The organism is Acidimicrobiales bacterium, from assembly GCA_035536915.1.
GTDB lineage: Bacteria > Actinomycetota > Acidimicrobiia > Acidimicrobiales > JAHWLA01 > JAHWLA01.
Genome location: DATLNE010000010.1, coordinates 1 through 24,229 on the forward strand (window position 1 = coordinate 1; position 24,229 = coordinate 24,229).

30 protein-coding genes, 1 pseudogene and 2 riboswitches are annotated in these 24,229 nt (G+C 72.5%); of the genes and pseudogenes, 12 read left to right on the forward strand and 19 right to left on the reverse strand.

Annotated elements, in window-relative coordinates; all coding sequences use genetic code 11:
- Positions 1–579: pseudogene (locus tag VM938_02645) on the reverse strand (adenosylcobinamide amidohydrolase).
- Positions 563–743, reverse strand: a riboswitch (cobalamin riboswitch). Its footprint overlaps the pseudogene before it by 17 nt.
- Between VM938_02645 and cobO the strand changes: the two are divergent.
- Positions 740–1,264 carry a cob(I)yrinic acid a,c-diamide adenosyltransferase gene (cobO, locus tag VM938_02650; protein HVF73924.1) on the forward strand — a complete coding sequence of 175 codons (525 nt, stop codon included), beginning with the start codon at positions 740–742 and terminating at the stop codon, positions 1,262–1,264. Its footprint overlaps the riboswitch before it by 4 nt.
- On the opposite strand, the gene VM938_02655 is transcribed toward cobO, so the two are convergent.
- Complete coding sequence (locus VM938_02655) at positions 1,222–2,421, reverse strand: hypothetical protein (protein ID HVF73925.1); 1,200 nt, start codon at positions 2,419–2,421, stop codon at positions 1,222–1,224. The two genes, cobO and VM938_02655, sit on opposite strands and share 43 nt — an antisense overlap.
- 134 nt (positions 2,422–2,555) lie before the next feature.
- Positions 2,556–2,741: riboswitch (cobalamin riboswitch) on the forward strand.
- Between the two features lie 17 nt (positions 2,742–2,758).
- On the opposite strand from VM938_02655, the gene cobI reads away from it, so the two are divergent.
- The 10 genes from cobI (at position 2,759) to VM938_02705 (ending at position 10,760) form a co-directional block, all read left to right on the forward strand.
- Complete coding sequence (cobI, locus tag VM938_02660; protein ID HVF73926.1) at positions 2,759–3,469, forward strand: precorrin-2 C(20)-methyltransferase; 711 nt, start codon at positions 2,759–2,761, stop codon at positions 3,467–3,469.
- On the forward strand, positions 3,466–4,248 hold the full coding sequence (gene cobM / locus VM938_02665) for a precorrin-4 C(11)-methyltransferase (GenBank protein HVF73927.1): 783 nt from the start codon (positions 3,466–3,468) through the stop codon (positions 4,246–4,248). The genes cobI and cobM overlap by 4 nt, the downstream gene beginning before the upstream one ends.
- Positions 4,249–5,298, forward strand: a complete 1,050-nt coding sequence (locus tag VM938_02670) for a cobalt-precorrin-5B (C(1))-methyltransferase (GenBank protein ID HVF73928.1) — start codon at positions 4,249–4,251, stop codon at positions 5,296–5,298.
- 89 nt (positions 5,299–5,387) lie between these two features.
- Positions 5,388–6,545 carry a precorrin-6y C5,15-methyltransferase (decarboxylating) subunit CbiE gene (gene cbiE, locus VM938_02675; GenBank protein HVF73929.1) on the forward strand — a complete coding sequence of 386 codons (1,158 nt, stop codon included), beginning with the start codon at positions 5,388–5,390 and terminating at the stop codon, positions 6,543–6,545.
- On the forward strand, positions 6,542–8,182 hold the full coding sequence (cobJ, locus tag VM938_02680; protein ID HVF73930.1) for a precorrin-3B C(17)-methyltransferase: 1,641 nt from the start codon (positions 6,542–6,544) through the stop codon (positions 8,180–8,182). Before cbiE ends, cobJ begins: the two co-directional genes overlap by 4 nt.
- Positions 8,179–8,355, forward strand: coding sequence for a 4Fe-4S binding protein (locus VM938_02685; protein HVF73931.1), 177 nt, complete (start codon positions 8,179–8,181; stop codon positions 8,353–8,355). Before cobJ ends, VM938_02685 begins: the two co-directional genes overlap by 4 nt.
- A complete protein-coding gene (locus tag VM938_02690) occupies positions 8,352–8,930 on the forward strand; it encodes a precorrin-8X methylmutase (protein HVF73932.1) in 579 nt (192 codons plus the stop codon). Before VM938_02685 ends, VM938_02690 begins: the two co-directional genes overlap by 4 nt.
- Positions 8,923–9,759 (forward strand): sirohydrochlorin chelatase, encoded by an 837-nt coding sequence (locus VM938_02695; GenBank protein ID HVF73933.1) that lies wholly within the window; start codon positions 8,923–8,925, stop codon positions 9,757–9,759. The genes VM938_02690 and VM938_02695 overlap by 8 nt, the downstream gene beginning before the upstream one ends.
- A gap of 8 nt (positions 9,760–9,767) precedes the next feature.
- On the forward strand, positions 9,768–9,962 hold the full coding sequence (locus tag VM938_02700; GenBank protein HVF73934.1) for a CbtB-domain containing protein: 195 nt from the start codon (positions 9,768–9,770) through the stop codon (positions 9,960–9,962).
- A 66-nt stretch (positions 9,963–10,028) separates the two neighbouring features.
- On the forward strand, positions 10,029–10,760 hold the full coding sequence (locus tag VM938_02705) for a CbtA family protein (GenBank protein HVF73935.1): 732 nt from the start codon (positions 10,029–10,031) through the stop codon (positions 10,758–10,760).
- Here the strand turns inward: VM938_02705 and VM938_02710 are convergent.
- Complete coding sequence (locus VM938_02710; GenBank protein HVF73936.1) at positions 10,702–11,550, reverse strand: hypothetical protein; 849 nt, start codon at positions 11,548–11,550, stop codon at positions 10,702–10,704. The two genes, VM938_02705 and VM938_02710, sit on opposite strands and share 59 nt — an antisense overlap.
- 47 nt (positions 11,551–11,597) lie before the next feature.
- On the opposite strand from VM938_02710, the gene VM938_02715 reads away from it, so the two are divergent.
- A complete protein-coding gene (locus tag VM938_02715) occupies positions 11,598–12,350 on the forward strand; it encodes a M23 family metallopeptidase (protein HVF73937.1) in 753 nt (250 codons plus the stop codon).
- Here the strand turns inward: VM938_02715 and VM938_02720 are convergent.
- The 16 genes from VM938_02720 to VM938_02795 are packed head-to-tail and all read right to left on the reverse strand — an operon-like array spanning position 12,347 to position 24,136.
- Positions 12,347–12,601: a hypothetical protein gene (locus tag VM938_02720; protein ID HVF73938.1), complete on the reverse strand. Its 255-nt coding sequence runs from the start codon at positions 12,599–12,601 to the stop codon at positions 12,347–12,349. The genes VM938_02715 and VM938_02720 overlap by 4 nt on opposite strands.
- A complete protein-coding gene (locus tag VM938_02725; protein ID HVF73939.1) occupies positions 12,598–13,377 on the reverse strand; it encodes an SDR family oxidoreductase in 780 nt (259 codons plus the stop codon). The genes VM938_02720 and VM938_02725 overlap by 4 nt, the downstream gene beginning before the upstream one ends.
- An 11-nt stretch (positions 13,378–13,388) precedes the next feature.
- Positions 13,389–14,735: a wax ester/triacylglycerol synthase domain-containing protein gene (locus tag VM938_02730; GenBank protein HVF73940.1), complete on the reverse strand. Its 1,347-nt coding sequence runs from the start codon at positions 14,733–14,735 to the stop codon at positions 13,389–13,391.
- Positions 14,736–14,756: 21 nt separating this feature from the next.
- Positions 14,757–15,356, reverse strand: a complete 600-nt coding sequence (locus tag VM938_02735; GenBank protein ID HVF73941.1) for a DsbA family protein — start codon at positions 15,354–15,356, stop codon at positions 14,757–14,759.
- A 37-nt stretch (positions 15,357–15,393) separates the two neighbouring features.
- Entirely contained in the window at positions 15,394–15,960 is a 567-nt protein-coding gene (locus VM938_02740) for a phosphatase PAP2 family protein (GenBank protein ID HVF73942.1), read from the reverse strand.
- Positions 15,961–15,982: 22 nt separating this feature from the next.
- Positions 15,983–16,804: a PD-(D/E)XK nuclease family protein gene (locus VM938_02745; protein HVF73943.1), complete on the reverse strand. Its 822-nt coding sequence runs from the start codon at positions 16,802–16,804 to the stop codon at positions 15,983–15,985.
- Between the two features lie 44 nt (positions 16,805–16,848).
- The gene (locus tag VM938_02750) at positions 16,849–17,751 is read right to left on the reverse strand and encodes a hypothetical protein (protein HVF73944.1); all 903 of its coding nucleotides are present in this window, start codon (positions 17,749–17,751) and stop codon (positions 16,849–16,851) included.
- 48 nt (positions 17,752–17,799) lie between these two features.
- On the reverse strand, positions 17,800–18,273 hold the full coding sequence (locus VM938_02755; GenBank protein ID HVF73945.1) for a hypothetical protein: 474 nt from the start codon (positions 18,271–18,273) through the stop codon (positions 17,800–17,802).
- Positions 18,266–18,715, reverse strand: coding sequence for a hypothetical protein (locus VM938_02760; protein ID HVF73946.1), 450 nt, complete (start codon positions 18,713–18,715; stop codon positions 18,266–18,268). Before VM938_02760 ends, VM938_02755 begins: the two co-directional genes overlap by 8 nt.
- Positions 18,712–19,110 carry a hypothetical protein gene (locus VM938_02765; GenBank protein HVF73947.1) on the reverse strand — a complete coding sequence of 133 codons (399 nt, stop codon included), beginning with the start codon at positions 19,108–19,110 and terminating at the stop codon, positions 18,712–18,714. Before VM938_02765 ends, VM938_02760 begins: the two co-directional genes overlap by 4 nt.
- Positions 19,079–19,285 carry a hypothetical protein gene (locus VM938_02770; GenBank protein ID HVF73948.1) on the reverse strand — a complete coding sequence of 69 codons (207 nt, stop codon included), beginning with the start codon at positions 19,283–19,285 and terminating at the stop codon, positions 19,079–19,081. Before VM938_02770 ends, VM938_02765 begins: the two co-directional genes overlap by 32 nt.
- A 13-nt stretch (positions 19,286–19,298) precedes the next feature.
- Positions 19,299–20,207: a type II secretion system F family protein gene (locus VM938_02775; protein HVF73949.1), complete on the reverse strand. Its 909-nt coding sequence runs from the start codon at positions 20,205–20,207 to the stop codon at positions 19,299–19,301.
- Complete coding sequence (locus VM938_02780) at positions 20,204–21,055, reverse strand: hypothetical protein (protein ID HVF73950.1); 852 nt, start codon at positions 21,053–21,055, stop codon at positions 20,204–20,206. The genes VM938_02775 and VM938_02780 overlap by 4 nt, the downstream gene beginning before the upstream one ends.
- Positions 21,055–22,344: an ATPase, T2SS/T4P/T4SS family gene (locus VM938_02785; GenBank protein HVF73951.1), complete on the reverse strand. Its 1,290-nt coding sequence runs from the start codon at positions 22,342–22,344 to the stop codon at positions 21,055–21,057. The genes VM938_02780 and VM938_02785 overlap by 1 nt, the downstream gene beginning before the upstream one ends.
- The gene (locus VM938_02790; protein ID HVF73952.1) at positions 22,341–23,582 is read right to left on the reverse strand and encodes a hypothetical protein; all 1,242 of its coding nucleotides are present in this window, start codon (positions 23,580–23,582) and stop codon (positions 22,341–22,343) included. The genes VM938_02785 and VM938_02790 overlap by 4 nt, the downstream gene beginning before the upstream one ends.
- Positions 23,579–24,136, reverse strand: a complete 558-nt coding sequence (locus VM938_02795) for an SAF domain-containing protein (protein HVF73953.1) — start codon at positions 24,134–24,136, stop codon at positions 23,579–23,581. The genes VM938_02790 and VM938_02795 overlap by 4 nt, the downstream gene beginning before the upstream one ends.
- Positions 24,137–24,229: the final 93 nt, after the last annotated feature.

Genomic DNA, 24,229 nt, shown 5'->3' on the forward strand with positions numbered 1-24,229 from the left:
GTCGTCGGGGCAGACGATGCAGACGGCGTCGGTGGCCGTACCCGTGCCGCGGATCCCGGACTCCCACAGCGCCTGCCTCTTCGCCTCGGTGGCGGTTGAGATGGCGTTGACCCGTCAGGCGTCGGAAAGCCGCTCCGGGAGGACGACCATCAGGTTGATGGTGCCGACCAGACCGACCGGGTGCGACGCATCGGGCGCCGCCGCCCAGGTCGGGTGCCCGAGGCCCACGGTGGCGGAGGCCTCCACGCCGGCGTCGGTCACCGACGAGACGGCCCGGACGTCGGCGGCGGTCAGCATGCCCACGCCGCGACCGGGCAGCCCCAGGGACATCCCGAGCCTGGACAGATGGTGGGCGGGGTCGCGCCGCCCGTAGCTCATCGGCACCTGGGCGTTGACCACCCATCGCCGCACCCCGATCCCGCCACCGTGAGGGGCGGAGGCGATGGTGCGGAGAGGCGTCGCCGCCCGCCACACCAGCACGGGCAGGGCACGGCCGCCCTCCTGGCGAAATCGAACCTGCAGATCCACGTCCACGCGACCTTTCTCCCGGCACTGGTTCACGGAAAATCCGTGCCGCACAGACAGGTCTCCTGGCTTCCGGATCGGCGCTCGCCTCGGCCTTCCCGCCCTCTCGGGCCGTGGCCACTGCGTGAGGTCTGCTCCCCGGTGACAGTTGCGGGACAGCCCCGGAATCACACCGGGTTCCCTGCGCTGCGAGCGGCATCATACGCTGCGCCCGATGGCCCGAGCCGAATCGATCGTCCTCGTCAACACCGGGCACGGCAAGGGCAAGTCCTCGGCCGCGTTCGGGGTCATGGGTCGCGGCTGGGCGCGGGGCTGGCGGGTCGGCGTGGTCCAGTTCATCAAGAGCGGGAAGTGGAAGACCGGCGAGCGCAAGCTGGCCGACCATCTCGAAATTGAGTGGCACACCCTGGGCGACGGGTTCACCTGGGAGTCCACCGACCTCGACGAGACGGCGGCCAAGGGCCGCCACGCGTGGGACGTCGCCGCGGCCAAGCTGGCCTCCGGCGACTTCGACCTGCTCATCCTCGACGAGCTCACCTACGCGGTGAAGTACGGCTGGGTGGCCGCCGACGAGGTGGCCGAGGCCATCCGCAACCGGTCGCCCAAGACGTCGGTCGTCATGACCGGCCGCGACGCTGCCGACGAGTTGGTCGAGGTGGCCGACACGGTCACCGAGATGCGAAAGGTCAAGCACGCCTACGACCAAGGAATCAAAGGCATGAAGGGGATCGAGTTCTGACGCTCGACATCCCCCGGCTCGTGGTGGCGGGCACGTCGTCGGGAGTGGGCAAGACGACGGTCGCCACCGGGCTCATGGCCGCCCTGCGCCGACGGGGGCTCCGGGTGGCGCCCGCCAAGGTCGGCCCCGACTTCATCGACCCCGGCTACCACGGCTTGGCCGCCGGCCGACCGGGCCGCAACCTCGATGCCTGGATCAGCGGCGCCGACGCCGTCGCCCCGCTCGCCGCCCGTGCCGCAGCGGACGCCGACGTGCTGGTGGTCGAGGGCGTCATGGGCCTCTTCGACGGTGCCTCCGACGACGGCGCTACCGCCAGCACCGCGCACGTGGCCACCTTGCTCGACGCCCCCGTCGTGCTCGTGGTCGACGCCAAGGCCATGAGCGGCTCGGTGGCCGCCCTCGTGCACGGCTTCGCCACCTTCGACCCATCGGTGCGCGTGGCGGGCGTGATCCTCAACCAGGTGGGCAGCGACGGCCACGCCACCATGCTCCAAGAAGCCCTCGTCGCCACCGGCATTCCCGTGCTCGGGATTTTGAGACGAGATTCTCATCTCACATGGCGAGACAGGCATTTGGGGCTCGTCCCGGTCGTGGAACAGCGCAACGAGGTCGAGCGGTCGCTCGACCGTCTCGCCGCCGCCGTCGAGCACGGGTGTGACCTCGACGCCCTCATGCGAGTCGCCGCCACCGCACCGCGGTTGGACGTGCGCGCTTTGCCCGCCCCCCGTCGCGTCGGCCACGCCGTCGTGGCCGTGGCCACCGGGCCTGCGTTCGCCTTCGTCTATCCCGACAACGTGGAAGCGCTCGAAGGGGCGGGGGCCGAGGTGGTCACCTTCGACCCCCTGCACGACGAACGCCTGCCCGCGGGCGTTGACGGCCTGTATGTCGGCGGCGGCTTCCCCGAAGTGTTCGCCGAGGCCTTGGCCGACAACGTGCCCCTGCTCGACGACGTGCGCACACGCGACGTCGTCACCTGGGCCGAGTGCGGCGGGCTGCTGTGGCTGTGCAACCAACTCGACGGGCACCGCCTGGCCGGGGTCGTCGACGCCGACGCCCGCATGACGGAGCGGTTGACCCTCGGCTACCGACGAGCGACCGCGCAGGTCGACAACCCGCTGTCGGCCGCGGGGGAAGAGCTGCGGGGCCACGAGTTCCACTACTCCGTGGTGCAACCGACGGGCGACGCGCTGCACCTCCGCGCTCGCTTCGGGGAAGGTCCGGCGGGCTTCGCCACCCCGACGCTGTTGGCGTCGTACCTGCACCTGCACCTGGGGGCCACGCCTCGGCCGGCCGAACGCTTCGTTGGAGTAGTGTCGGCCCGCCGTAGTGCACGGGAAGCCGGTGAGAGTCCGGCGCGGTTCCCGCCGCTGTGACCGGGGAGCGACCCCTCGACGATGCCACTGGCCTCCGGGCTGGGAAGGCGAGGGCGAGCGTTGATCCGGGAGCCAGAAGACCGGCTGCGGCCCAGTAACGAGCGCGTCCACGGAGGAATGGATGCCTGCGTCCTTTGTCGGGGTCGGAGTCGGTCCCGGAGATCCTGAGCTGCTGACGGCCCGGGCTTTGCGCGTGCTGCGCGAAGCCGATCGGGTGTTCAGCCCCACCATGGCTATCGACGCCGAAGGGCGGGCCGAGTCGATCGTGCGGCAGGCCGACCCCTCGCTGGCCGTCGAGCGCCTGGTGTTCGCCATCCGTCGCGACGACGAAGCTCGTGCCACAGCCCATCAGGAGGCGGCCGACCAAGTGGTCGCCTGCCTCGATCGTGGCCAACGCGTCGCCTTCATCACCCTGGGCGACCCCAACATCTACAGCACGTTCCCGCACCTGGCCGCCTACGTCCGTGCGGCGCGCCCCGCCGTGCCGATCGAGACGGTGCCCGGGATCATGGCCTTCCAAGACCTTGCCTCGCGCGCCGGCGTCGTCGTCACCGACGGCGTGGAGCGCTTGTCGCTGGTGTCGGCCGTCGACGGTCCCGACGTGCTCGACGCCGCCTTGGCCGACCCCGCCGCCGCAATCGTCGTCTACAAGGGCGGACGCTTCCTCCCCGAGATCGCCCAGCGGTTGGCCGACGCCGGACGCCTCGACGACGCCGTGTACGGCGAGCTGCTCGGCCTGCCCGGCGAGCGGGTGGGCGCGGTCAAGGAAGCGGCCGACGGTCCGGGCGCCTACCTGGCCACCGTCGTGGTCCCGCCTGCGGGCCGACCGTGATCTCCTTCGTCGGCGCAGGCCCTGGAGCGGCCGACCTCATCACCATCCGAGGGCGCGACCGCCTGGCGGCAGCCGACGTGGTGATCTGGGCGTCCTCGCTGGTGCCGGAGGAGGTACTGACGCACGCCCGTGCCGACGCCGTCGTGCACGACTCGGCCACGATGACGCTCGAAGACGTGCTGGGCGTCTACCAGGCGAAACCCACGGCCGACATCGTGCGGCTGCACTCGGGCGACCCGTCGATCTACGGCGCCATTCAGGAACAGATCGACTGGTGTGAAGCCAACGACCGCCCCTACGAGATCGTCCCCGGCGTGAGTTCCCTGGCCGCGGCCGCAGCCGCGGTGGGACGCGAGCTCACCATCCCCAAGGTGTCGCAGAGCGTCGTGCTCACGCGGCTGGCTGGTCGCACCGCGGCGTCGATGCCCGACCGCGAGTCGGTACGGGCGTTCGCCGCCCACGGCGCCACCATGGCCGTCTTCCTGTCGGCGGCTCGGCCCGTCGAACTGCAGGACGAACTGCTGGCCGGCTACAGCCCCGACACGCCCGCTGCGGTCGTCGTCCGGGCGTCGTGGCCCGACGAGCAGATCGTGCGCACCACCGTCGGCGGGCTGGCCGATGCCGTAAAGGCCACCGGCACCAAGACCACGGTCCTCGTACTCGTAGGCCCCGCCTTGGCCGAGGGCCCCGTTGCGCGCAGCCACCTGTACTCGCCCGACTACGCCCACAAGTTCCGCCGCCGGTCCGCCGCCGGGTCCACGGCCGGTCGCCCCGCGTAGATGAGTGCCTCCGGGTCCACCGGCCTGCGCACCGGGTGGACGACGGGCACCTGCGCCTCGGCGGCGGCCAAAGCCGCGGCCATCGGCCTCATGTCGGGGGCGCCGCCCGCCACGGTCGAGGTCGGGCTCCCGACCGGGCAGCGCGTGTCGTTCCCGGTGGAGTCGGAGGCGGCCAACCGCTGCGTCGTCGTCAAGGACGCAGGCGACGATCCCGACTGCACCGACGGGGCGCGCATGACCGCCACCGTCGAGCGCGGCAGCGACGACACCGTGCTGCACGCCGGTCCCGGCATCGGCACCATCACCAAGCCGGGCCTGGGCCTGCCGGTCGGTGCGCCCGCCATCAACCCGGTCCCGCGCCGCATGATCCTCGCCGCCCTGGCCGAGGTGACGCCCGATCCCCTCGACGTGACCTTCGAAGTGCCCGGCGGCGAAGCCATGGCGGCCAAGACCAGCAACGCCCGCCTGGGCATCGTCGGCGGCATCTCCATCCTCGGCACCACCGGTGTCGTGCGGCCGTTCTCCACCGCCGCCTACCGGGCCTCGGTGGTGCAGCAGGTCGATGTCGCCGCCGCCCAAGGCGAGCGCACCATCGTCCTGTGCACCGGTGCCCGCTCGGAGAAGGCGGCCATGTCGTTGCACCCCGACCTGCCCGAGGTGTGCTTCGTGGAGGTAGGCGACTTCACCGGCATCGCCCTGCGCCGGGCGGCCGCCGCGGGTATGACGCGCGCGATCTTCGTGGGCATGGCGGGCAAGATCGCCAAGCTGGCGGCGGGCACGATGATGACCCACTTCCGCCGCTCCAAGGTCGACGGCGAGCTCCTCACCGAGGTGGCCCGAGACGCGGCCGCACCTGCCGCCGTCGTCGAGGCCGCCACGGCCACCGCCACGGCGCGCCACTTCTACGAGGTGTGCGTCGAGCACGGGGCGCTGGAGCCGTTGCGCCTGCTGTGCGAACGGGCGAAAGCAGCGTGCCAGGCCCATGCCGAGCTTCCCGTCGACGTGCTCATGGTCGACTTCGACGGCGCCGCGGTGGTGGCCCGTGCCTAGCCGCATCCGCGCCGAAGTTGCGGACGAATCGCGCCGTATTGCAGCGCGATTCGGACGCAACTTCGGTGGCAGGGAGGCGGTGGTGGCCCGTGCCTAGCCGCATCCGCGTCGTGGGCATGCTCGGCGGCCAGCCGGTCGCACCGGTCGAGGGCGAACTGGTGATCGGTGGGCATCGGCACCTGTCGTACGCGCCGTCGGCGGCGCGCACCGCGGCCATCGAGGGCGACGTGCACGCCGTGCTCGACGCCGTGGCCGCTGAGCCGGGCACCGTCTGCGTGCTGGCCTCCGGCGACCCCGGCTTCTTCGGCATCGTGCGCCGACTGGCCGCCCGTTTCGGCACCGACATCCTCGACGTGCACCCCGCGCCCTCGTCGATAGCGCTGGCCTTCGCCCGCCTCGGGTTGCCCTGGGACGACTGCCTCGTCGTGTCGGCCCATGGGCGGCCCCTCCACGAGGCCGCGGCGACGGCGGCGACCGCTCGCAAGGTCGCCGTCCTCGTGTCGCCCGACTCGCCGCCCGAAGCGTTGGGCAAGGAACTGCTCGCCCTCGGCTGCGGGCCGCGCCAGGTGGCGGTGTGCACCCGCCTCGGCCTCGACGACGAACGCATCGACCGCACCGACCTCGAGGGTTTGGCCAACGGCCGCTTCGACCCGTTGTCGGTTGTTGTGCTGCTGGCCGACGACGGCATCGCGCCCGCCAAGTCATTGGCCTGGGGACGCCCCGAGTCGGCCTTCGCCGCCCGGGCGGGCATGGTCACCAAGGCCGAAGTGCGAGCGGTCGCACTTGGCAAGCTCGACCTTCCGCCCCTCGGCGTGCTGTGGGACGTGGGCGCGGGCAGCGGCAGCATCGCCGTCGAATGCGCGGCGCTCTGCCCGGGCCTCGACGTCTACGCCGTCGAACGAAACGACGACGACGCCGAGCGCGTCCGCAGCAACGCCGCCGCCCATGGCGTGCACCTCACAGTGGTCGACGGCGAGGCGCCCGCCGCCCTCGCTGCCTTGCCCGACCCCGACCGCGCCTTCGTGGGCGGCGGGGGCCTGGCCGTGCTCGACGCGGTGGTCGAACGGCTGCGGCCGGGAGGCACCGTCGTCGCCTCCTTCGCCGCCCTCGACCGAGCAGCCGCGGCCGCCGACCGATTGGGCAACCTCGTCCAGGTCAACGCCGCCCGGGGCGAACGCTTGCCCGACGGCGGCTGGCGCCTGGCCGCCGAGAACCCTGTCTTCCTCGTCTGGGGCACACCGTCGTGAACGTCGTCGCCGTCTCCGTGACCGAAGCAGGCCGCGCCCTCGCCGCCCGCCTCCCGTACGAACGCGTGCACGGCGACGCCGCGGGCACCATCCGCTCGCGGTGGGACGACGCCGACGCCTTCGTGCTGTTCATCGCCACCGGCGCCGCCGTCCGCCTTGTTGCCCCGCTGCTGCACGACAAGCGGACCGACCCCGCGGTGGTGTGCGTGGACGAGGCGGGCCGCTTCGCCGTCGCCCTGGTGGGCGGCCACGAAGGCGGCGCCAACGCGCTGGCCAACGACGTGGCTGCGCTGCTCGGCGCCGAGCCGGTGGTGACCACTGCCACCGACGCGGTCGGTGCCGTCGCCCTCGACACGCTGCCGGGCTTCGTCGCTCGCGGGGATGTCGCGGCGGTGACGACGGCGCTGCTCGACGGCCGCGCGCCACTGGTGGAACAGACGTTGCCGTGGCCCGTCCCGCTCGACCCCGGCCCCGGTCCCGAGCGCGTCGTCGTGACCGACCAAGCCGTTACCGCCGCGCCGGGCACCGTGGCGTTGCACCCGCCGTCGTTGGTTGTCGGCGTGGGCACGTCCCTCGGCGCGCCACCCGAGGAGATCGCCGCTTTGGTCGACGACGCGCTCGCGGGCTTGGCGCGCGAATCAGTGGCAGGAGTCGCCACCATCGACCGCCGCCTGACCGAGCCCGCCGTCGTCGCCCTCGGCCTGCCCATCACCACATTCACCGCGGAACAGCTCAGCCGGGCCGACGTGCCCACGCCGAGCGCCGAGGTCGCCGCTGCCGTGGGCACGCCGAGCGTGGCCGAAGCCGCCGCCCTGCTCGCTGCCGGCCCGGGCGCTCAGCTCGTGGTGCCCAAGCGCAAGAGCGCGGCGGGCACGGTGGCCGTCGCTCGGCGCGCCACACCCAAAGGCCACCTGGCCATCGTCGGCCTCGGCCCCGGACTCCCTGCGCACCGCACGCCCGCCGCCATGGCCGCCGTACGCGGCGCCGAGGTCGTCGTCGGCTACACGCCGTATGTCGAGCAGTGCGCCGACTTGTTGGCGCCCCATCACGACGTCGTGCGCTCGCCCATCGGCAGCGAGGTGGAACGCGCTCGCATCGCCGTCGAAGCCGCGGCCGCCGGCCGCCGCGTCGCCCTCGTGTGTTCGGGCGATGCGGGCGTCTACGCCATGGCGTCGGTCACCTTCGAGGTCATAGGTGACACCGGCGCCGCCGTCGACGTGGAGGTCGTGCCCGGGGTAACCGCTTCGCTGGCCGCGGCCGCCGCCCTCGGCGCGCCGCTGGGCCACGACCATGTGCTCATCAGCCTCTCCGACCTGCTCACGCCGTGGGAGGCCATCGAACAACGAGTGCGCGCCGCGGCCGAGGCCGACCTCGTCGTGGCGCTCTACAACCCGCGTTCCAAGGGCCGGTCGTGGCAGCTCGACGCGGCGCGCCGCATCCTCCTCGAACGTCGCTCGCCGACGACGCCGGTCGGCGTCGTGACCGATGCCGCCCGTCCCGACCAACGCATGACACTGACCACCTTGGGCGACCTCGACCCCGAGTTGGTGACGATGACGACCTGCGTGGTCATCGGTTCGTCGACCACCACGGTCGTCAACGGCCGCATGGTGACGCCGAGGGGGTACAAGCCGTGACCACCGTGCTCGTCGACGCCCGGTGCACGGCCTGCGGGTTGTGCATCGTCACCTGCCCCGAAGCCGCCTTGCTGCGGGCACCCCGCAAGCCCGTCGCCGTCGACGAACGGTGCACGGCGTGCCTGGCGTGCATCGAGGTGTGCCCCGTCGATGCCATCGAGGTGACTGCATGACGATTCACCCCATCGAGGTGGAGAGCTACCGCATCCTCTCGGAACGGGTCGACCTCTCGCGTTACGACGACGGCGACCGCGCCGTGGTGGCTCGCATCATCCACGCCTCGGCCGACCTGGAGTACGCAGAGACCATGGTGCTGAGCGACGGCGCCGTCACTGCGGGGATCGCAGCCCTGCGGGCAGGCGCTCCCGTCATCACCGACGTGGAGATGGTGCGCTCCGGCCTCACCAACGTCGACGCGCACTGCTACCTGCGCGACGCCCTCGCCGACGGCGACGTCACCCGCAGCGCGGCGGCCATGCGCATCGCCGCCGAGCGCCACCCCACCGGCAGCATCGTCGTCGTCGGTTGCGCCCCGACCGCGCTGTTCGAAGTCGTCGACCTGGCCGCCGCAAGCCGCTTCGCACCGGCCCTTGTCATCGGCTTGCCCGTCGGCTTCGTCGGTGCGGCCGAGTCGAAGGAAGCCCTGCGCGCCAGTGGCCTTGCTGCAATCACCAACGTGGGCGAGAAGGGCGGCTCCGCCGTGGCCGCCGCCGCCCTCAACGCCATCCGGAGGCTCGCCGATGCATGACCCCGCCCTGCTGCTCGTCGGCCACGGCAGCCGCTCCTCCGCGGGCGTGGCCGAGTACTGGGAGTTCGCCCGCGTGTTGGCCGAACGAGCTCCCGAGGTCACCCTCGGCTGCGGGTTCATCGAGCTGGCCGAGCCCGACCTCGACACCGCCGTCGACAAGCTGGTGGCCGACGGTGCCCCCTCGGTGGTCGCCGTCCCGCTCGTGCTGCTCGGCGCCGGGCACATGAAGAACGACGGCCCCGCCGCCTTGGCCCGCGGCCGCCTGCGCCACCCGGGCGTGGCGTTCACGTACGGGCGCGACCTCGGCATCCACCCGTTGGTGCTGACGGTGGCCGAGCAGCGCATCAAGGAGGCGGTGGGCGATGCCGACCCGGCGACCACCGGCGTCGTGCTCGTCAGCCGGGGGTCGTCCGACCCCGACGCCAACGCCGACCTCTACAAGGTGGCGCGCCTGCTGCAGGACAGCCGGGGGCTGTCGATCGTGGAGCCCGCATTCGTGTCGCTCGCCGCGCCCGATGTGGCCACGGCGATCGACCGCTGCCGACGGCTGGGTGCCGAGCAGGTCGTGGTGGTGCCCTACTTCTTGTTCACCGGGATCCTCGTCGACCGCATCGGCGAACAAACCCGAGCCGCCGGTGCCTCGGTGGGTGCCCATCTGGGCGCCGACGTGCGCATCGCCGACCTGGTGCTGGAGCGCTACCGCGAGGCGGCCGCAGGCGAGGCCCGCATGAACTGCGACCTGTGCGTCTACCGCAGCGCCCTGCCCGGCCACGAGGCCAAGGTCGGCGCGCCGCTGCACATCCATTCGCATCACGACCATTCGCACTGAGGAAGGAGGTGATCCCCCTGGAAGAAGCCGTTGCCCTACAGCCGGTGCACGTCCCGGTGTGGACGTGGGCCGTCGTGGCCTTTGCCACGTTCGGCCTGTACCTGCTCGCCATGGAGAACGGGGCGCTGCTGGCGTCCAAGGCCGAGACGTTGCACGAGCTGTTCCACGACGCCCGCCACTTCATCGGCGTGCCCTGCCACTGACCGTCCCGAGTACATAGCCGGCGGATTTCGCCGGCTATGTACTCGAAACACGTTGAAGGAGTTTGCATGACCCGGTTGTTGCGGCTCGGCGCGCTCGCCGGCCTCGTCGGGGGACTGGCCATGGGCCTGTTCCTCCTCGCCGTAGGCGAGTCGTCGATCGCCGATGCCATCGCCTTGGAGCACGCCTCGGGCGAGCCGCACGACGAGATGTTCAGCCGCGGCACCCAAGTAGCAGGCGGCGTGGCCGGCGCTGCCATCAGCGGCGTGTTGTTCGGCCTCGTGCTCGCCGTGGTCCTGGCCGCCGTGCGCCATCGACTGGCCGCTCGCGACGACTGGCGCCGGGCCGTGCTCGTCGCCCTCGCCGGCTTCGTGACGCTGGCCTTGGTGCCCGCCCTCAAGTACCCGGCCAACCCGCCTGCGGTCGGTGACCCCGACACCGTCGGCCGTCGGACGACGCTCTACCTCATCCTGCTGGCGTGGTCGGTGCTCTCGGCGTGGGGCGGCTGGCGGGTTGCCTTGTGGCTGCGCAGCCGGACGGCACCCGACCATGTGCGCCTCACCGCCGCCGCCGCCACCTTCGTCGCCCTCGTCGCCGTCGGCTTCGTCGTGTTGCCGGGGACGCCCGACGCAGTGGAAGCGCCGGCCACGTTGGTGTGGCGCTTCCGGCTCGCGGCCTTGGGTGGAGCCGCCGTGCTGTGGGCCGTGGCGGGCACCGTGCTCGGCGCGCTGCTCGTGAGCTCTACGAAGGCGGCGGCAGCCCTATCGGGTTCGGGAACGGCAACGTCCCGGACCGGCTGATCCGGTCGAGGAGGGGCTGGAGCAACGCCTCCAGGCGGGCGCAGCCCTCCTCGCCCAGCGCCGACCACGGTTCCGCCGACAGCTCGTCGGTGCGCACCTCAACGGCCTCACGTGCCGCCCGTCCTTCGGCGGTGAAGGCGCCGGTCTCGTCGAGCCAGCCTCGGGCCTGGAGGCGGGCGACGGCGCCTTCCCACTCCTCGTCGGTCCAGCCCCGGGCCACGAGCCAGCTCTCCTTGTCGAGTGCGCCCGCCGCCGTCGCCGTCACCAACGCCTCGCAACCGTCGAGCCCGGCGGCCACCAGTGCTGCCACATGGCCGTCGCCCCGGTGCTCGCGTAAGAGGGTGGTGGCGTGCCACAGGGCCGGTAGCGGTTCGTCCGGCCACGGCAAGGCGGCGTGCGCGGCGTAGAGCGGACGGCCTGCGGGGCGGCACCCGGCGGCGGCCCGGCGGGCGAGCCCCACCGCTTCGTGGAGGTCGAGGTCGCCGGCCACCTCGGCGAGGGCCGCGGCGGCGGCCCGATGGCGGGCGGCAAGGATGCGCTCCGGCGTGGTGAACGTCCACGCGTCGGGCAGCGCTCGTCGGACCGAGCGGGGCGCGAAGTTGAAGAACGTGGCGATGACGACGTCGGCGGGCACCGGCCCCATGGCCGCGGCGCGGGAGGCGAAGTAGCCCATCCAGAAGCCTTTGGTGCCCGCCGCCGCGAACTCCTCTCGTGTGGCGGGCGTGAAGTAGACGAGGGCGTGGACAGGCTCGATGCGCTGCCACATTCGGCGCGCCGTGGCGATCGGCATGCCGGGGATCATGGCGTTTGGCCGTCGACACCGTCTACCCTGGCGACTTGCCCCGATTTGCCCTTTCTGCCTTCACGCGCGCCCAGCGCGCCCCCCTGCGGTCGGCCCGCGCCGCGGCGTCCGCCCTGTTGGTGGCCTCGACGGTGGTTGCCGTCGTCGTGACGGTGCGCGACGCCCCTGCGAAGGAACCGGTGAACTACGAGGCGGCCGCCGTCGTCCATGCGTACGACGGGCTGTCGGCGCAGGTGGCGTTGGCGGCCGCGTTCGACGAGCGCTTGGCCGCCCAGCGGGCCGCCGCCGCGGTCGTCGTCGTCCCCGAAGCTCCCGCCCCGCCGCCGAGGGCGTCGCGTTCGGCGGCCCGTCCCCGGCCTCCGATCCCGCCGCCGGCTCCGGTCGTGCGCGCCGCCGCGACCGGGCCCGTCGTGTGGCCGGCGGCCGGCCCGCTCAGCGGCACCTACGGAGAGCGGCGCGGCGGCCGAGGCCACCTCGGCATCGACATCGACGGCGAAACGGGCGACCCGGTGTGGGCGGCCGCCAAGGGCGTGGTGTCGTGGGCCGGGCCTGCGCCCGCGGGCTACAGCGGCTACGGGACGATGATCCTGATCGACCATGCCGACGGGGTGCAGACGCTCTACGCCCACCTGTCGTCGTTGACCATCGCCACCGGCGCCGCGGTCGAGCCGGGGGTGCAGGTGGGCCGCATCGGCACCAGCGGCAACGTCACCGGTTCGCACCTGCACTTCGAGGTGCGCCAGCACGGCGTGCAGACCGACCCGCTGGCCTACCTGCCTCCCCGTTAGAGCAGCTTCATCTGCTCGGTGCGGGCGGCCCGCTCGGGTAGTGGCTCCCACACCAGGGCGCCGCGGGGGCCGCGGGTGCGTACCTCGACCAGTTCCACGGGGATGGCCCGCGCCGCGCCCTTGCCGTCACGCACCCCGAGGCTGCCGTCCTTCTCCCGCCGTTCCGCCGTGCCCGACTGCCATCGCCCTTCGGCCTTGCGGCGGAAGCGGACAGCGTCGCCTTTGCGCAGGCCGATTTCCTCCAGGCTCACAAGCGGGCTTGGAGGCGTCGCATGCCTGCGATCCAGCGGTCGGGATCGTCGGCCTTGCGGCGGTAGTACTCGGCCACCTCGGGGTGGGGGAGGATGAGGAAGCGCTCTTCCCGCAGGCCCACGACGACGGCTTCGGCCACGTCCTCGGGCTCGATCATGCCGCCGGAGGCGAGCACCATGGCCGCCGCCGTGTCGCCCACGTCGAGGCCGCCGACGAGCATGGGGGTGCGCACGCCCTGCGGGCACAGGCACGACACCTTGATGCCGCGGTCGCCGTAGGTGACGGCCAGCCACTCGGCCAGCGCCACTGCGGCGTGCTTGGTGACGGTGTAGGGCGCGTTGCCCAGGTTGGCCAGCAAGCCCGCGGCCGATGCGGTGTTGAGCAGGTATCCCTCGCCCCGGGCCACCATGCTCGGCAGCACGGCACGCGCCGCGTGCACGTGGGCCATGAGGTTCACGTCCCAGATGCGCTGCCAGTCCTCGTCGGGCACCTCGACGCCGCCGCCTCCACCGATGCCCGCGTTGGAGCAGAACAAGTCGACGGGGCCGTAGGCGTCCTCCGCCTCTTGCACGAGGTGCTCGACCTCGGCCTGGCGGGAGACGTCGAGGGCCACCGCTCGCCCGCCGACCTCGGACGCAACCTTGGCGGCGGCGTCGCCGTCGAGGTCGGCCACTACCACGCCCTTGGCGCCATCTTCGGCGAAGCGCCGGCACAGCGCGGCGCCGATCCCGCTGCCGCCGCCGGTGACCACCGCGACCTTCCCACCCAGTTCCATAGCGGCGAACTCTAGGCGTGGGCGGCGGCGACCACTTCGGCTAGCGAGCCCTCGATGCAGTTGCGCAAGAGGTCGACGTCGTCGACCGCCGCGGTGTCGATGTTGAGGCCGATGTCCATGCCGTCCTTGTACGACAGGAGGGTGGCGTTGAACGCGGTACCCGCCGTCGGCCCCATGGGGTGGTTGGCCAGGACGTGGGCGCCCGCGATCCACAGGTCGAACGGCGCGCCGCGCACGTTCGACGCCGCGAAGTCGACGGTCTCGATCTGCTGGCGGGCCAGGCGCACCACCAGCGGTGTGGGGAGGGTGGTGAGGGCGCCCGCGAAGCTGTCGGCCAGGGCGAAGGCCCGCTCGGCCTTGGTGGCCGACAGCCGTTCGCGCACGGCGTCGAAGCGGGCTCGGGGGTCTTCGATGCCTGCGGGCACGAGCAGGCGGGCGGGGGCGAAGGCGTTGCCGCCGACCGACTTGTCGGACCGGGTGCTCACCGGCATGGTGATGCGCAGTTCGTCGACGGGCGCGCCCTTGGCCCGGTGGTAAGCGCCTGCGCCGCCGGCCACGCCGGCGATGTAGAGATCGTTGACGGTGCCGCCCATGGCCTTGGCCGCGGCTTTGACCTCGCCGAGGTCGAGGGTGAGGGTTTCGCAGCGCCGGCGAAGCGAGCGGCGACCGGCCCACAGGGGGGAGTGGGCGCCTTCGGTCACGAGCAGCTGCCGGGCCAGCGAGCGAGCGGTCTCCACCGCTTCGCCCGGGCCGCCGGCCAGCACGCCGACGATGCCGCGCATCGCCCCTGTGGCGTTGGAGGCGGCGCGGCCGACCGAGTCGAACCAGCCGTCGCCGTCGTCGGGACCGCCGTCGTCGGCGATCGGCGGCGGCGGCGGTTCGGGGGCGTCGGGCTCCAAGTCGATGAACATGGCCGACAGGCGCACGCCCCCAACCCCGTCGGTGATGGTGTGGTGCATCTTGGCCAAGAGGGCGGCGCGGCCGCCTTCGAGTCCTTCGACGATGGTGAACTGCCACAACGGCCGGGCCGGGTCGAACGCCTCCTGCATCAGCAGGGCGGCGAAGTCGAGCAGTTGCCGGTCGGTGCCGGGCGGGGGCAGGGCCAGGTGGCGGACGTGGAAGTCGAGGTCGAAGTCGGGGTCGTCGACGAAGGCCATGTCGACCACGTGCCGCCGCAGCCGGGGGACGGCCCGGGCGGCCATGGCGAGGCGGGCGCGGAAGCGGTCGACGTCGGGGGGCCGGTCGAGGAAGGTGACGTTGAGGAAGGTGGAGCGCAGCACGGGGTCGTGCTCGGCCGCCCACATGAGCGCCTCGGTGGGCGACATCCGTCGTTCTGATCGCACGGCGCGCTCGCTCATCGACGGCACGCTACCCGGCGGCTAACGACGGACCGACGTGTGCTTGAACTCGTTGAGCTCGGGCCACCCCGTCACCAGGTCGAGCACCCGCTCGATGGTGCGGCGGGCCAGCTCCCCGTCGCCGGACGGCCGGTCCATGAGGCGCACGAACACGGCCTGGTCTTCGGCGATGAAGGTGGGGACGCCGAACACCTGGTGGTCGTTGACCAGTTGCTCGTGCTCCTTGCGGAAGGCGTCGAGCGGCCAACCGTCCTCGATCTCGGCGAACACGGCGTCGGCATCTGCGCCTTGCTCCGTGAGCACGGCGCGCAGCACGTCGCCGTCACGGATGTCGCGGCCCTCGTCGTGGCGGGCTTTGAACAAGGCCACGTGCACCTTGCGGAACAGTTCGGGGAAGCGGTGGCGCACGACGATGCCCACCTGCATGGCCCGCAGGTTGGCGGCCTGGGCGGGGTCGTCCCACACATCGAGGCCGCCCTCGGCCACGTGGACCTGGTTGAGCGAGAAGGCGGCGAAGCGGACGTCCCACGGGGCTCCGGCCTCCAGGCCGGCCACGAGGTGTTCGTGGGCGTTGCGGGCGAAGGGGCACCGGTAGTCCCACGTGACGGCGAAATCGCTCATGGTTATGCCAACCGTTCCCGGGAGCGGGGGATTCCAGTCAGCCCACGAGGCCGGTGGGCCGGGGCGGCAGCGGTGCGATGCGGCGGCCGATGCGCCCGAGCAGGATGCCGATGGGGATGCCCCCGATGACGTCGGAGGCATGGTGCACCCTGACGTAGACCCGGCTGGTGGCGACCAGGGCGGCGATGACGTAGTAGGCGGGCCACAGCGGGTCGTCGTCGGCCAAGAGGCCCGCAGCGGTGAAGGCCGAGGTGGCGTGGCCGCTGGGGAAGCTGCTGGTGCGCGGTCGGCGCAGCTTCAGGGGGTGGTCGACCTCCCACGGCGGGCGGGCCCGGCGGAACAGCGATTTGATGCCGACGTTGACCAAGGCCGATTCGGCGCCCAAGCCCGCGCCCACCCGGACGGCGGCTTTCCAGTCGTGCTCGGAGCGCAGGCCGCGCAGGGCGCCGAGCATGAGCCACACCAGGCTGTGGTCGCCCAGGGCCGACGCGCCGTACATGACACGGTCGAGCACGGGGTTGCCCCGGACCCGGTCCATGGCCGTGTCGACTTGGGAGTCGAAGTCGGCGATGCGCTTGCGGGCGTGGTTCGACAGGAGCGGCATGGCGCCGCGGAGCGTAGTGCCGTCAGAGGGCGGCGCCCGCCGCCAGGGCGACAGGCTTGCCTGCGGCGGCAGGGTCGCCGCCGAACGCCGGGCAATACGCCTTGTAGGCGCAGTAGTTGCACAGGGGCCCGGGGTTGGGCCGGAAGTCCTCGCGCTGGCAGGCCAACTCCACGGCCGACCAGATGGCGGCGGTGCGGGTGCGCAACCCCCGGATGGTCTGCTCGGTGGGCACGCTCACGATGGCAATGGGTTCGCGCAGGTGGAGCAGTTGCACCCGGGCCGGGCGACGACCCAGCACCTGCTCGCACAGGAATGCGTAGAACTGGACGCCGCCGAGCCGGCTGTTTTCGTGGCGCTCGCCCGGGGCGCGGCCGGTCTTGTAGTCGGTGACGACGAGCTCGCCGTCGGCGTCGAGCTCGAGGCGGTCGATGATGCCCCGCAGCCGCAGCGAGCCGACCTGGGCCTCGAGGTAGAGCTCGGTGCCCAGCACCTGCACGGCGTTGGGGTCTTCGAGCTCGAAGTAGCCACGAACCAGCCCCTCGGCGTCAGCCAGAAACTCGGCCTCTTCTTCGGCGTCGAGGCCGAGGATGGTGAACTCGGGGTCGGCCACGCATTCCGCCCACGCCAACTGGAGCTTGCCCAGGGCCGCGTCGAGCGTGCGCCGCCCCGGCGGCTCGTCCCAGAACAGCAGTTCCAGGGCGCGGTGGACGAGGGTGCCCTTCGTCGTCCACGGGGAGGGCGGCTCGGGCAGCTTGTCGATGGCCGAGAAACGGAAGGCCAAGGCACAGTCCTTGAAGCCCGCCACTTTCGACGGCGACAGTGAGGTAGGGAGCGGGAAGCTCATCGCTTCCCAACTGTACGCAGGGGGTGTGACAGTAAGGCGGACCGTCACGCCGCCTGGGCCGGTGGTGGAGGCACCGCCAGCACCTGGCCGGCGAACAGCAGGTCGGGGTTGCCAGGATCGGCCAGGCGGAAGCGGTTGGCCTCCACAAGGGCGCGCCAGTAGGGGTCGATCTCGCGGGCCGACGGTGCTCGGCCCCAGGTGTCGGCCAAGCGTTGTTCGGCGATGACCCAGAAGCTGTCGCCCCGCCGGACCGTCCACGTCTCCTCGGCGGGCACAGGCGCATCTCCCTGCGCGTCGGTCACCGCGGGCGGCATTGGCATCGGCTCAGGCTCGGCCTCGGGCGCCCTCGGTGGCGAGTCGGCCCGCGGCGACGCAGGGTCTTCGTCGGCCTGTGGGGGTGGGAGGACCGTGGCGGGCGGCGGGGGAGCGGCTTCCTCGACCGGCGGCGACACGGGCGGTGGGAGAGGCACTGCGGTCGTGGTGGTGGGCGCCCGGTCGGGGCGCGGGCCGTCGAGGCCCCGGAGCGTGATCGGCGGACCGTGCACGCTGGTCGGTGGTCGTTCGTGGGCCTCCGCGGCAGCTGGTGGGATGCCGCCCCCGAACGAGGCGACGGCGACCGACCCGGCCGCGGCGACGCCCATGGCGCGGTCGAGCACCGCCCGCAGGAAAGGCGGGGTGACAACGTCACCTGCACGTATCAACGGCCGGCACCGCAGCGCACGGCTGACCGTGCCGACGGCCAGCGCAGCGAGCAGGTACGCGCCCGCCCACAACGCCGCGAGGCGCACCAAGGCGAGCACAGCCACGTCGGTGCCCCGGAGCACCAGCCATGACGGCCAGGTGGCGGGTTCGGTGAGATTCGGCGCGGCAAGCAGGCCGTCGCCGAGGGCGAGGAGCACGAACTCCCCGGCCGCCACCACTGCCATCCAGCACAGCAACTTCCGCATGGCGCCGAGCCTCGCGCGTTGTAGATCGAAAGTCAATGAAATAGCATGTCAACACACGGACGAAGACGAGGGCGCTTCGGTGCCTGCAGGACCGAGCACGGCGGTCGCCACCGCTTGGCCCCGCACGACTGCCCGTCGAGGAACGCCGGGCACGACGGGAGCGAAGATGTACGGCACCTCGCCGACGACGGTGACGCACACCTGGGCGCCCACCACCCGCACGGCCACCGACGTGACGTCCACGCCGCCCGACCGTCGCCGCCCCACTGCGTCGCTCGCCACCGCCTCGGCCCGGGCGGGGTCGAGCACGATGGGCCCCTCGCCGCTGCCGTAGAAGGCAGCGTCGGACACCGCGGCGGCAGCCGCGTCGTTGGCGGCGGCTGCGGCGGCCCCCGTCAGCTCCCGCTGGCCCAAGAAGGCCAGGGAGAAGTCGACGGCGATGGCACCGAGCACGACGAGCACCAGTACCGCCGCCGGCACCAGCAGCAACACGCTGCCCCGCTCGCCACGACGATCAGCCACAGTCGGCCGCCTGGTGCCCGAGCCCACTGCGATAGGGGTCGACCACCTCCGAGTGCCGTGCCGACACCCGGAAGCCCCGCCCGATGCCGCCCACCAGCGGCACCTGCAGCAGCGGCACCACGTAGGCCGCTTCGTAGACGACCCGCGAGCAGCGGTCCAAGGTGCCCGCCGTGCGCACCACGGTGGCGCCGTCGCGTGACCGGCCGTGCCCCTCGAAGGCAGCCATGCCTGCCTCCCGAGCACGGGTATCGGCGTCGTCGGCAACCGACGATTCCACATAGGAGCGCGTCGCCTCCCGGGCCGCAGCCGCGGCGGCGGACTTGGCGTCGACCACCGCCCAGGCGTTGACCACGAGCAACGTCCCGAAGACGAACACGAGCACGCCGAAGACGAGGCCCTCCAGGCCGCCGACCTGCCCCGCCTCGCCCCGCCCCCGCCTCACCGGACTTCCTCCACCCGCACGCGCACCGTGCGCACCACGTCGGGCAGGCCCAACCCGCCGGGCAGGAACTGCGGCCGCGGCGCGCGCACCGTCAGCACCACGACGTCGGGAGCCTCGCCCCACGTGAATGAAGCCTGCTCGCCCACGCGCCCCAAGCGCCGCCGCGCGCCGTCGACGGCGACCGCCCGGGAGTCGGCGCCCGCGTCGGCGCCCGCCACCGTCTTGGCCGCGTCGTACGCGGCGGCGCTGACAACCGTGGTGGCGTACAAGCCGACCAGCACCTGCACCGCGAACAGCAGCAGCGACAAGAAGATCAGGACGCCGACAACCGTCCCGATGATGCCGGTGCCGTCTTCGCCCCGCTCAGTTGAGGTCGCCCAGCTTGGTGTTGACATCGCTGTTGGCCTTGCGCAGCGTGTCGCCGAACAGCTGCCACATGAGGACGCCGAGGAACGCCATCACCAGGACGGCGATGGCGGCGGAGATCACCCCCTCGCCCGCCTCGTCGGGCACGATGCGATCCCGCAGCCATGCCCGCCACGTCTGTTGCCACACGTACACCCCCAGCATTTCCGACTCCTTCTCATGATCCCGAGAACAACCTCAGGGCTTCTACGAACGGCACCGACAGGAAGATCACGCCGGGTACCAAGGTGGCGACGGTCACCGGCACCCACACCTGCTGCGCCCGGCGCTCCATGGTCGCCACCGCCTCGCGCTGCACCTCTTGGCGGATGGCCCGGGCCTCGTCGGAGATGAGGCGGCCCAGGTCGCCCGTCTCCCGGTTGAGCGCCAGCACCGCCACCAAGCGGTCGAGCGCGGGCACACGGGCGACCGCCGCCCACTCCCGTAGGGCAGCGTCGACCGGCACGCCGTGGCGGGTCCGTGCCGTCACCCGTCGCACGTCGGTGGCGCACACGCCGCTGCCCCTCGACGCCAGCCGGTGCAATGCGGCGCCGAGCGAGTACCCGGCGCCCAGCAGCATGCCCAACTGCTCGCTCACCACCGGCAGTTCGAGCAGCAACCGCCGTTGCCTGCGTTGCGACGCGGAGGCCAACTGCTGCTCGGGGACGAGGAACGCCAGTAACGCGGCGCCGGTGACGAACGCCAAGGCGGGCAGCGGCGGCAGGCGCAAGGCCATGGCGCCCGGCACGGCGGCGGCCACCGCCACGACCGCCCACCCCAGTTGCCGCACGCGAAAGGCAGTGACGTCGAGCGGGGAGTGGATGCGTTCCAGCCGCAACGCCGCTTCCTCCTGCACGCCGAACAGGCGCGCGGCCCGCGCCCCCGTTGAAGCTGCGAGCGGGGCCACGAGGTCGCGGAACGACTCGACGGAGAAGGGCGACGGCGCCGACGGCCCACCTCCCACGCCGACCGGCGCATAGGGCCGCAGGCGGTCGGCCAGTGACGGCCGGGAGAACCACCGCAACTCGGCCAGCACGAGGGCGGCTCCCACCCATGCCAGCAGCCCCAGCGCGACGGCTGCTCTCATGCCTCGGCTCCGGTGAACACCCGCTCTTCCTGGGGCAGCTTCATCAACCGGCCTGCCCACACCCAACAGCCCGCCACCATGGCGAGGCCAAAGGCGACGGCAAGCTGCCCGGCCGAGGTCTGGTACGCAGCCCGGCCGGTGCCGATCGACAGCCCGGCCAGCGTCATGCCGAGCGGTACCACGAGCACGAAGCGCCGGGCGAAGCGCACGCCCGCTTGTTCGGCCTCGGCATCCTTGCGGCCGCGCAGCTCGTGCACCCGGTCCTCGGCCAACGCCGCCAGGCGACGGTCGACGTCGCTGCCGCCGATCTCATGCGCCACCAGCAGCGTCTCCAACGTGGCATCCGCCGTGGCGTCGCCGAGGGCGCCCTGCAGGACGGCGACGGTGCGGGCGAAGTCGGTCGACACATGCCACTCCCGCTCGGCCGCTGCGAAGGCCTCGCGCAACTCGTCGGGCGCCCGCCTGCCCACTTCGAAGAGCGCGTTCGGCACCGACCGGCCGACTGAGCCGACCTGCAGGCGGATTTCCTCGATCATGCGAGGCCACGCGTCGCGCGCCACCGCGCGGCGCCGCTCCGCACGGGCCCGCTCGGACGCCGCGGGGAACGTCGACGCGAACCCACCCGCTACTGCCGCAGGCAACAGGCCACCGAACAAGGTGAAGCCGACCGCGGCGCCCACCGCGAACAGCACGAGCACCGGCCCCAGTTGGGCCGCATTCGGGCGCGGCCAACGGCGACTGTGAGCTGTGAGGCGGGGCGCCACGCCGAGCCCGCGCCAGCCGAACAGCACGGCCGTCACCACGAGGTACGTGCCGTAGGCGGCGAGCAGGGCGAGCGCGGCGGGCATCACACCCGCACCGCCTCGGGATCGAGCAGTCGGCGCACGTCGTAACCCGCTGCCTCCAGCGCCCGTCGCGCCCGGGTCGGCACGTCGCCCGTCCAGCGCAAGGGCGCATCAGGCCGCTCCCGGCGGAACAGTTCGCTCACCGTGAAGGCCATCGACTCCCGTCCGCCTTGGAAGTCCTCGACGGCGGCGATCTCCATGACCTGCACCCGATCGCCGTTGCGGGCGCAATGCACCACGACGTCGACGGCTTCGCTCACCAACGACGACAGCGCCGACATGGGCAACTCGTTGCTCGTCTCGGCCAACTGGCAGATGAAGCGCAGCCGGGTCAGCGCCTGGCGGGCGGAACCGGCGTGGATGGTGGTGTAGCCCTTGACGCCCGACGACAGGGTCAACAGAAGGGGGAGGGCCTCTCGGTCGCGGACCTCTCCGACAATGGCGACGTCGGGCGCCATGCGCAGGAAGCCCGCTACCAACCGCCGAAGGTCGACTTCGGGCCGGTCGCGCCGGGCGGGCCGCGTCTGCAACTGGGCCACGTTCGGCAGGGGGACGTCGACCTCGAACACCTCTTCGGCGACGACCACCCGCAACGACGGGTCGAGCTCGGCGGCGCAGCACGACAGCAAGGTCGTCTTGCCCGACCCGGGCGAACCGGCGAAGACGATCGACAGCCGCGCTCGCACCGCGGCGCGCAGGAAGTCGGCGGCGTGGCGGTCGAGCATGTCGCGCTCGACCAGCTCGTCCAGCGAGCGATACGGGACGCCGGTGAACTTGCGGATGTTCACCAGCACGTGGCCGTCGCGGCCGATGTCGCCGTGCACGATGTGGATACGCGCCCCGCTGTCGAGTTGGGCGTCCTGCAAGCCTTCGGCCGGGTCGAGCTTGCGGTGCGAGCCGGACGCGTCGTCGAGGATCTTGGTCAACGTGCGCACGACGTGGTCGTCGTCGTGGAAGCCCTCGTGGTGGTAGCCCGACGTACCTCGATGGCGCTTCACAAAGATCTCCGACGGCGCGTTGACCATGATCTCCCACACGTCGTCGTCGGCCAGCAGCGGCGTCAACGGGCCGTACTCGGCCACGTTGCGGTACACCCGCTCGGCCACGCCGACGGGATCGGCGACGTCGAAGGGCCGCAGCCCCCGGGCATGGTCGAGCGACCAGCGGGCCACCTCGTCGTCGATCAACGCCCGTAGCGCCTCGCCGTTGTCGGCGCCGTCGAGAGCAATGGCCTTGGCCCGCTCCTGCACGGCCCGTTCGATCTCCACCAGCGGCGACACGTCGAGGGTCATCCCGCGGCCTCCTCGTCGAACGACCACGCGGCCAGCGAGCCGGTCGCCACTCGTTCGGGCTCGCGCGGGAACACCGTGCGACTGCCCAGCACCTCGACGGCACCCACCAGCGGTGCCACCAACGCTGGCGGGAGGCGCACGCCGTCGCGCAAGGCGTCGTCGACGTTGCGCTCGGGCAGGAAGAGCGGCGCGGCCAGCGCCGTGGGGCCGACGAGCGAGCCGAAGGCGGCGGCCACCTCGGCGCGAGCCCGGCGCGAGCGTGGTGCCCGGTTCACCACCGGCACCAGCCGTTCGGCGGGCACGCCAAAGGCCCGCAGGTCGGCCAGCACCCGCAGCAACGAGTGCAGCCCTTTCATGCCCGGGTAGGTCACCACGACCACGGCGTCGGCCACCCGCAGCACCGTGCGGGCCATGACGTTACGGTCCTCCACGTCGGCCGAGCCGCCCTCGTCTTCGCCTTCCACGTCGGGGTCGATGTCGCACACGACGAACGGGTAGGCGACGCGCAGCGCGTCGAGCGCCGCTTCGAAGGCGCGAGGCCGCAACGTCGACCACGCCCGCGCTCGACGCAACCCGAGCAAGAGGTCGTAGCCCCGTTCCTCGACGGCGAAGGTGAACTCCCGGGGTTCGGGCCGTCCCAGGCGAAAGGCTTCGACGAGCTCCTGCACCCCTGGCATCACGTCGCGGGCGTCGTGCAGCGCCGCCTGTTCGGCGTGCAGGGCGAAGTCGGCCAGCACCCCGCCGAGGCCCTGGGCCACGGCGATGGCCACGGTGGACGCTCCGGTGCCCCCCGACCCGCACACGGCGACCACCGAACCCGAGGGCGCCGGCACCGCCGCGACGGGATCGCCCGGCAACGCCTCGGCCCGTGACACCGGCGGCGCGCACGCGGCCAAGGCGTCGAGCAACGTGCGGCGGTCGAAGCTGGCGGGCAGCACGCGCGAGACGCCGATGCCGTGCCAGTCGCGGCCGCCCCGGCCGTCGTCGACGACCAGCAAGGCGGCGCCCGCCGTGCGCACCCGGTCGGCCAGGTCGCGGTCGACGGCGGGCAACCGTCCGTCGACCAGCACCGCCGACAGCGGGCGCCCTGAGGCCAAGCGGGCTCGCACCTCTTCGATCGACACGCACTTCACGAAGTCGGCGGGCAGCGACGCCGCGTTGGCCCACGCGGCGACGGCGCGGAACCACTCGGCTCGGGCCGACGCCAGGCCCAGCACGACATAACGCTCGTGTTTCATGACGTGCGTCCCACCCGCACGATCGTGACGGTGCCCGCGCCAGCGGCGTGGGCTACGGCGGCGGCCTGGTCGTCGGTGTCGACGGAGACGGTGGCCACCACGTTGCGGCCGTCCGACAACGTGCCGCTGGGACGACGCAGCCGCACCACCCGCGCCCGCCGGGCCACGACGGCGGTCTTGGCGTGCTCGCCCGTTCCGTAGGTCACGAGGATGTCGACGGCCTCGCCCGCTTGCAGGTTGCCGTCGAGCGCTCGCGATGCCTCGACGGGGAACGACACCTGCCGGCCTTCCGGCGCATCGCGCAGCACCGATCCCGCTTGCACCAGTTCGCCGCGTGCCACCGGTCCCACCACCACGGCGCCGACAAGGTCGTCGGTGCGGCGGAAGGCCCGTTCGGCGACGAAGGCGGGCGCGTCGACCGGTGCCATCGCCAAGTCGTCGGTCGTGATGCGATGGCCGACGGCCAAGTCGTCACGAGCGACGACGTACGGCGCCCGTCTGTCGTCGCCCGCGCCCGCGGCCACGGCGAACGTGCCCACGGCAGCCACTGCCACCAGAAAACCCCCGACGACGGCCCGGCTGCCCGGCAACGGGCGCCGTCGTCGTACAGATCGTTGCTCCTCGCCCCCGTCCACGACCTTTCCCCC

Bases quoted from the DNA above. Each gene is read 5' to 3' on its own strand.
- VM938_02690 (HVF73932.1), top strand. From the start codon at position 8,352: ATGACGATTCACCCCATCGAGGTGGAGAGCTACCGCATCCTCTCGGAA.
- cobI (HVF73926.1), top strand. From the start codon at position 2,759: ATGCCTGCGTCCTTTGTCGGGGTCGGAGTCGGTCCCGGAGATCCTGAG.
- VM938_02745 (HVF73943.1), bottom strand. From the start codon at position 16,804: ATGAGCTTCCCGCTCCCTACCTCACTGTCGCCGTCGAAAGTGGCGGGC.
- VM938_02670 (HVF73928.1), top strand. From the start codon at position 4,249: ATGAGTGCCTCCGGGTCCACCGGCCTGCGCACCGGGTGGACGACGGGC.
- VM938_02775 (HVF73949.1), bottom strand. From the start codon at position 20,207: ATGAGAGCAGCCGTCGCGCTGGGGCTGCTGGCATGGGTGGGAGCCGCC.
- VM938_02770 (HVF73948.1), bottom strand. From the start codon at position 19,285: ATGCTGGGGGTGTACGTGTGGCAACAGACGTGGCGGGCATGGCTGCGG.
- VM938_02740 (HVF73942.1), bottom strand. From the start codon at position 15,960: ATGCCGCTCCTGTCGAACCACGCCCGCAAGCGCATCGCCGACTTCGAC.
- VM938_02780 (HVF73950.1), bottom strand. From the start codon at position 21,055: ATGCCCGCCGCGCTCGCCCTGCTCGCCGCCTACGGCACGTACCTCGTG.
- VM938_02765 (HVF73947.1), bottom strand. From the start codon at position 19,110: ATGTCAACACCAAGCTGGGCGACCTCAACTGAGCGGGGCGAAGACGGC.
- VM938_02725 (HVF73939.1), bottom strand. From the start codon at position 13,377: ATGGAACTGGGTGGGAAGGTCGCGGTGGTCACCGGCGGCGGCAGCGGG.
- VM938_02730 (HVF73940.1), bottom strand. From the start codon at position 14,735: ATGAGCGAGCGCGCCGTGCGATCAGAACGACGGATGTCGCCCACCGAG.
- VM938_02705 (HVF73935.1), top strand. From the start codon at position 10,029: ATGACCCGGTTGTTGCGGCTCGGCGCGCTCGCCGGCCTCGTCGGGGGA.
- VM938_02750 (HVF73944.1), bottom strand. From the start codon at position 17,751: ATGCGGAAGTTGCTGTGCTGGATGGCAGTGGTGGCGGCCGGGGAGTTC.
- cobO (HVF73924.1), top strand. From the start codon at position 740: ATGGCCCGAGCCGAATCGATCGTCCTCGTCAACACCGGGCACGGCAAG.
- VM938_02735 (HVF73941.1), bottom strand. From the start codon at position 15,356: ATGAGCGATTTCGCCGTCACGTGGGACTACCGGTGCCCCTTCGCCCGC.
- VM938_02785 (HVF73951.1), bottom strand. From the start codon at position 22,344: ATGACCCTCGACGTGTCGCCGCTGGTGGAGATCGAACGGGCCGTGCAG.
- VM938_02710 (HVF73936.1), bottom strand. From the start codon at position 11,550: ATGCCGATCGCCACGGCGCGCCGAATGTGGCAGCGCATCGAGCCTGTC.
- VM938_02695 (HVF73933.1), top strand. From the start codon at position 8,923: ATGCATGACCCCGCCCTGCTGCTCGTCGGCCACGGCAGCCGCTCCTCC.
- VM938_02790 (HVF73952.1), bottom strand. From the start codon at position 23,582: ATGAAACACGAGCGTTATGTCGTGCTGGGCCTGGCGTCGGCCCGAGCC.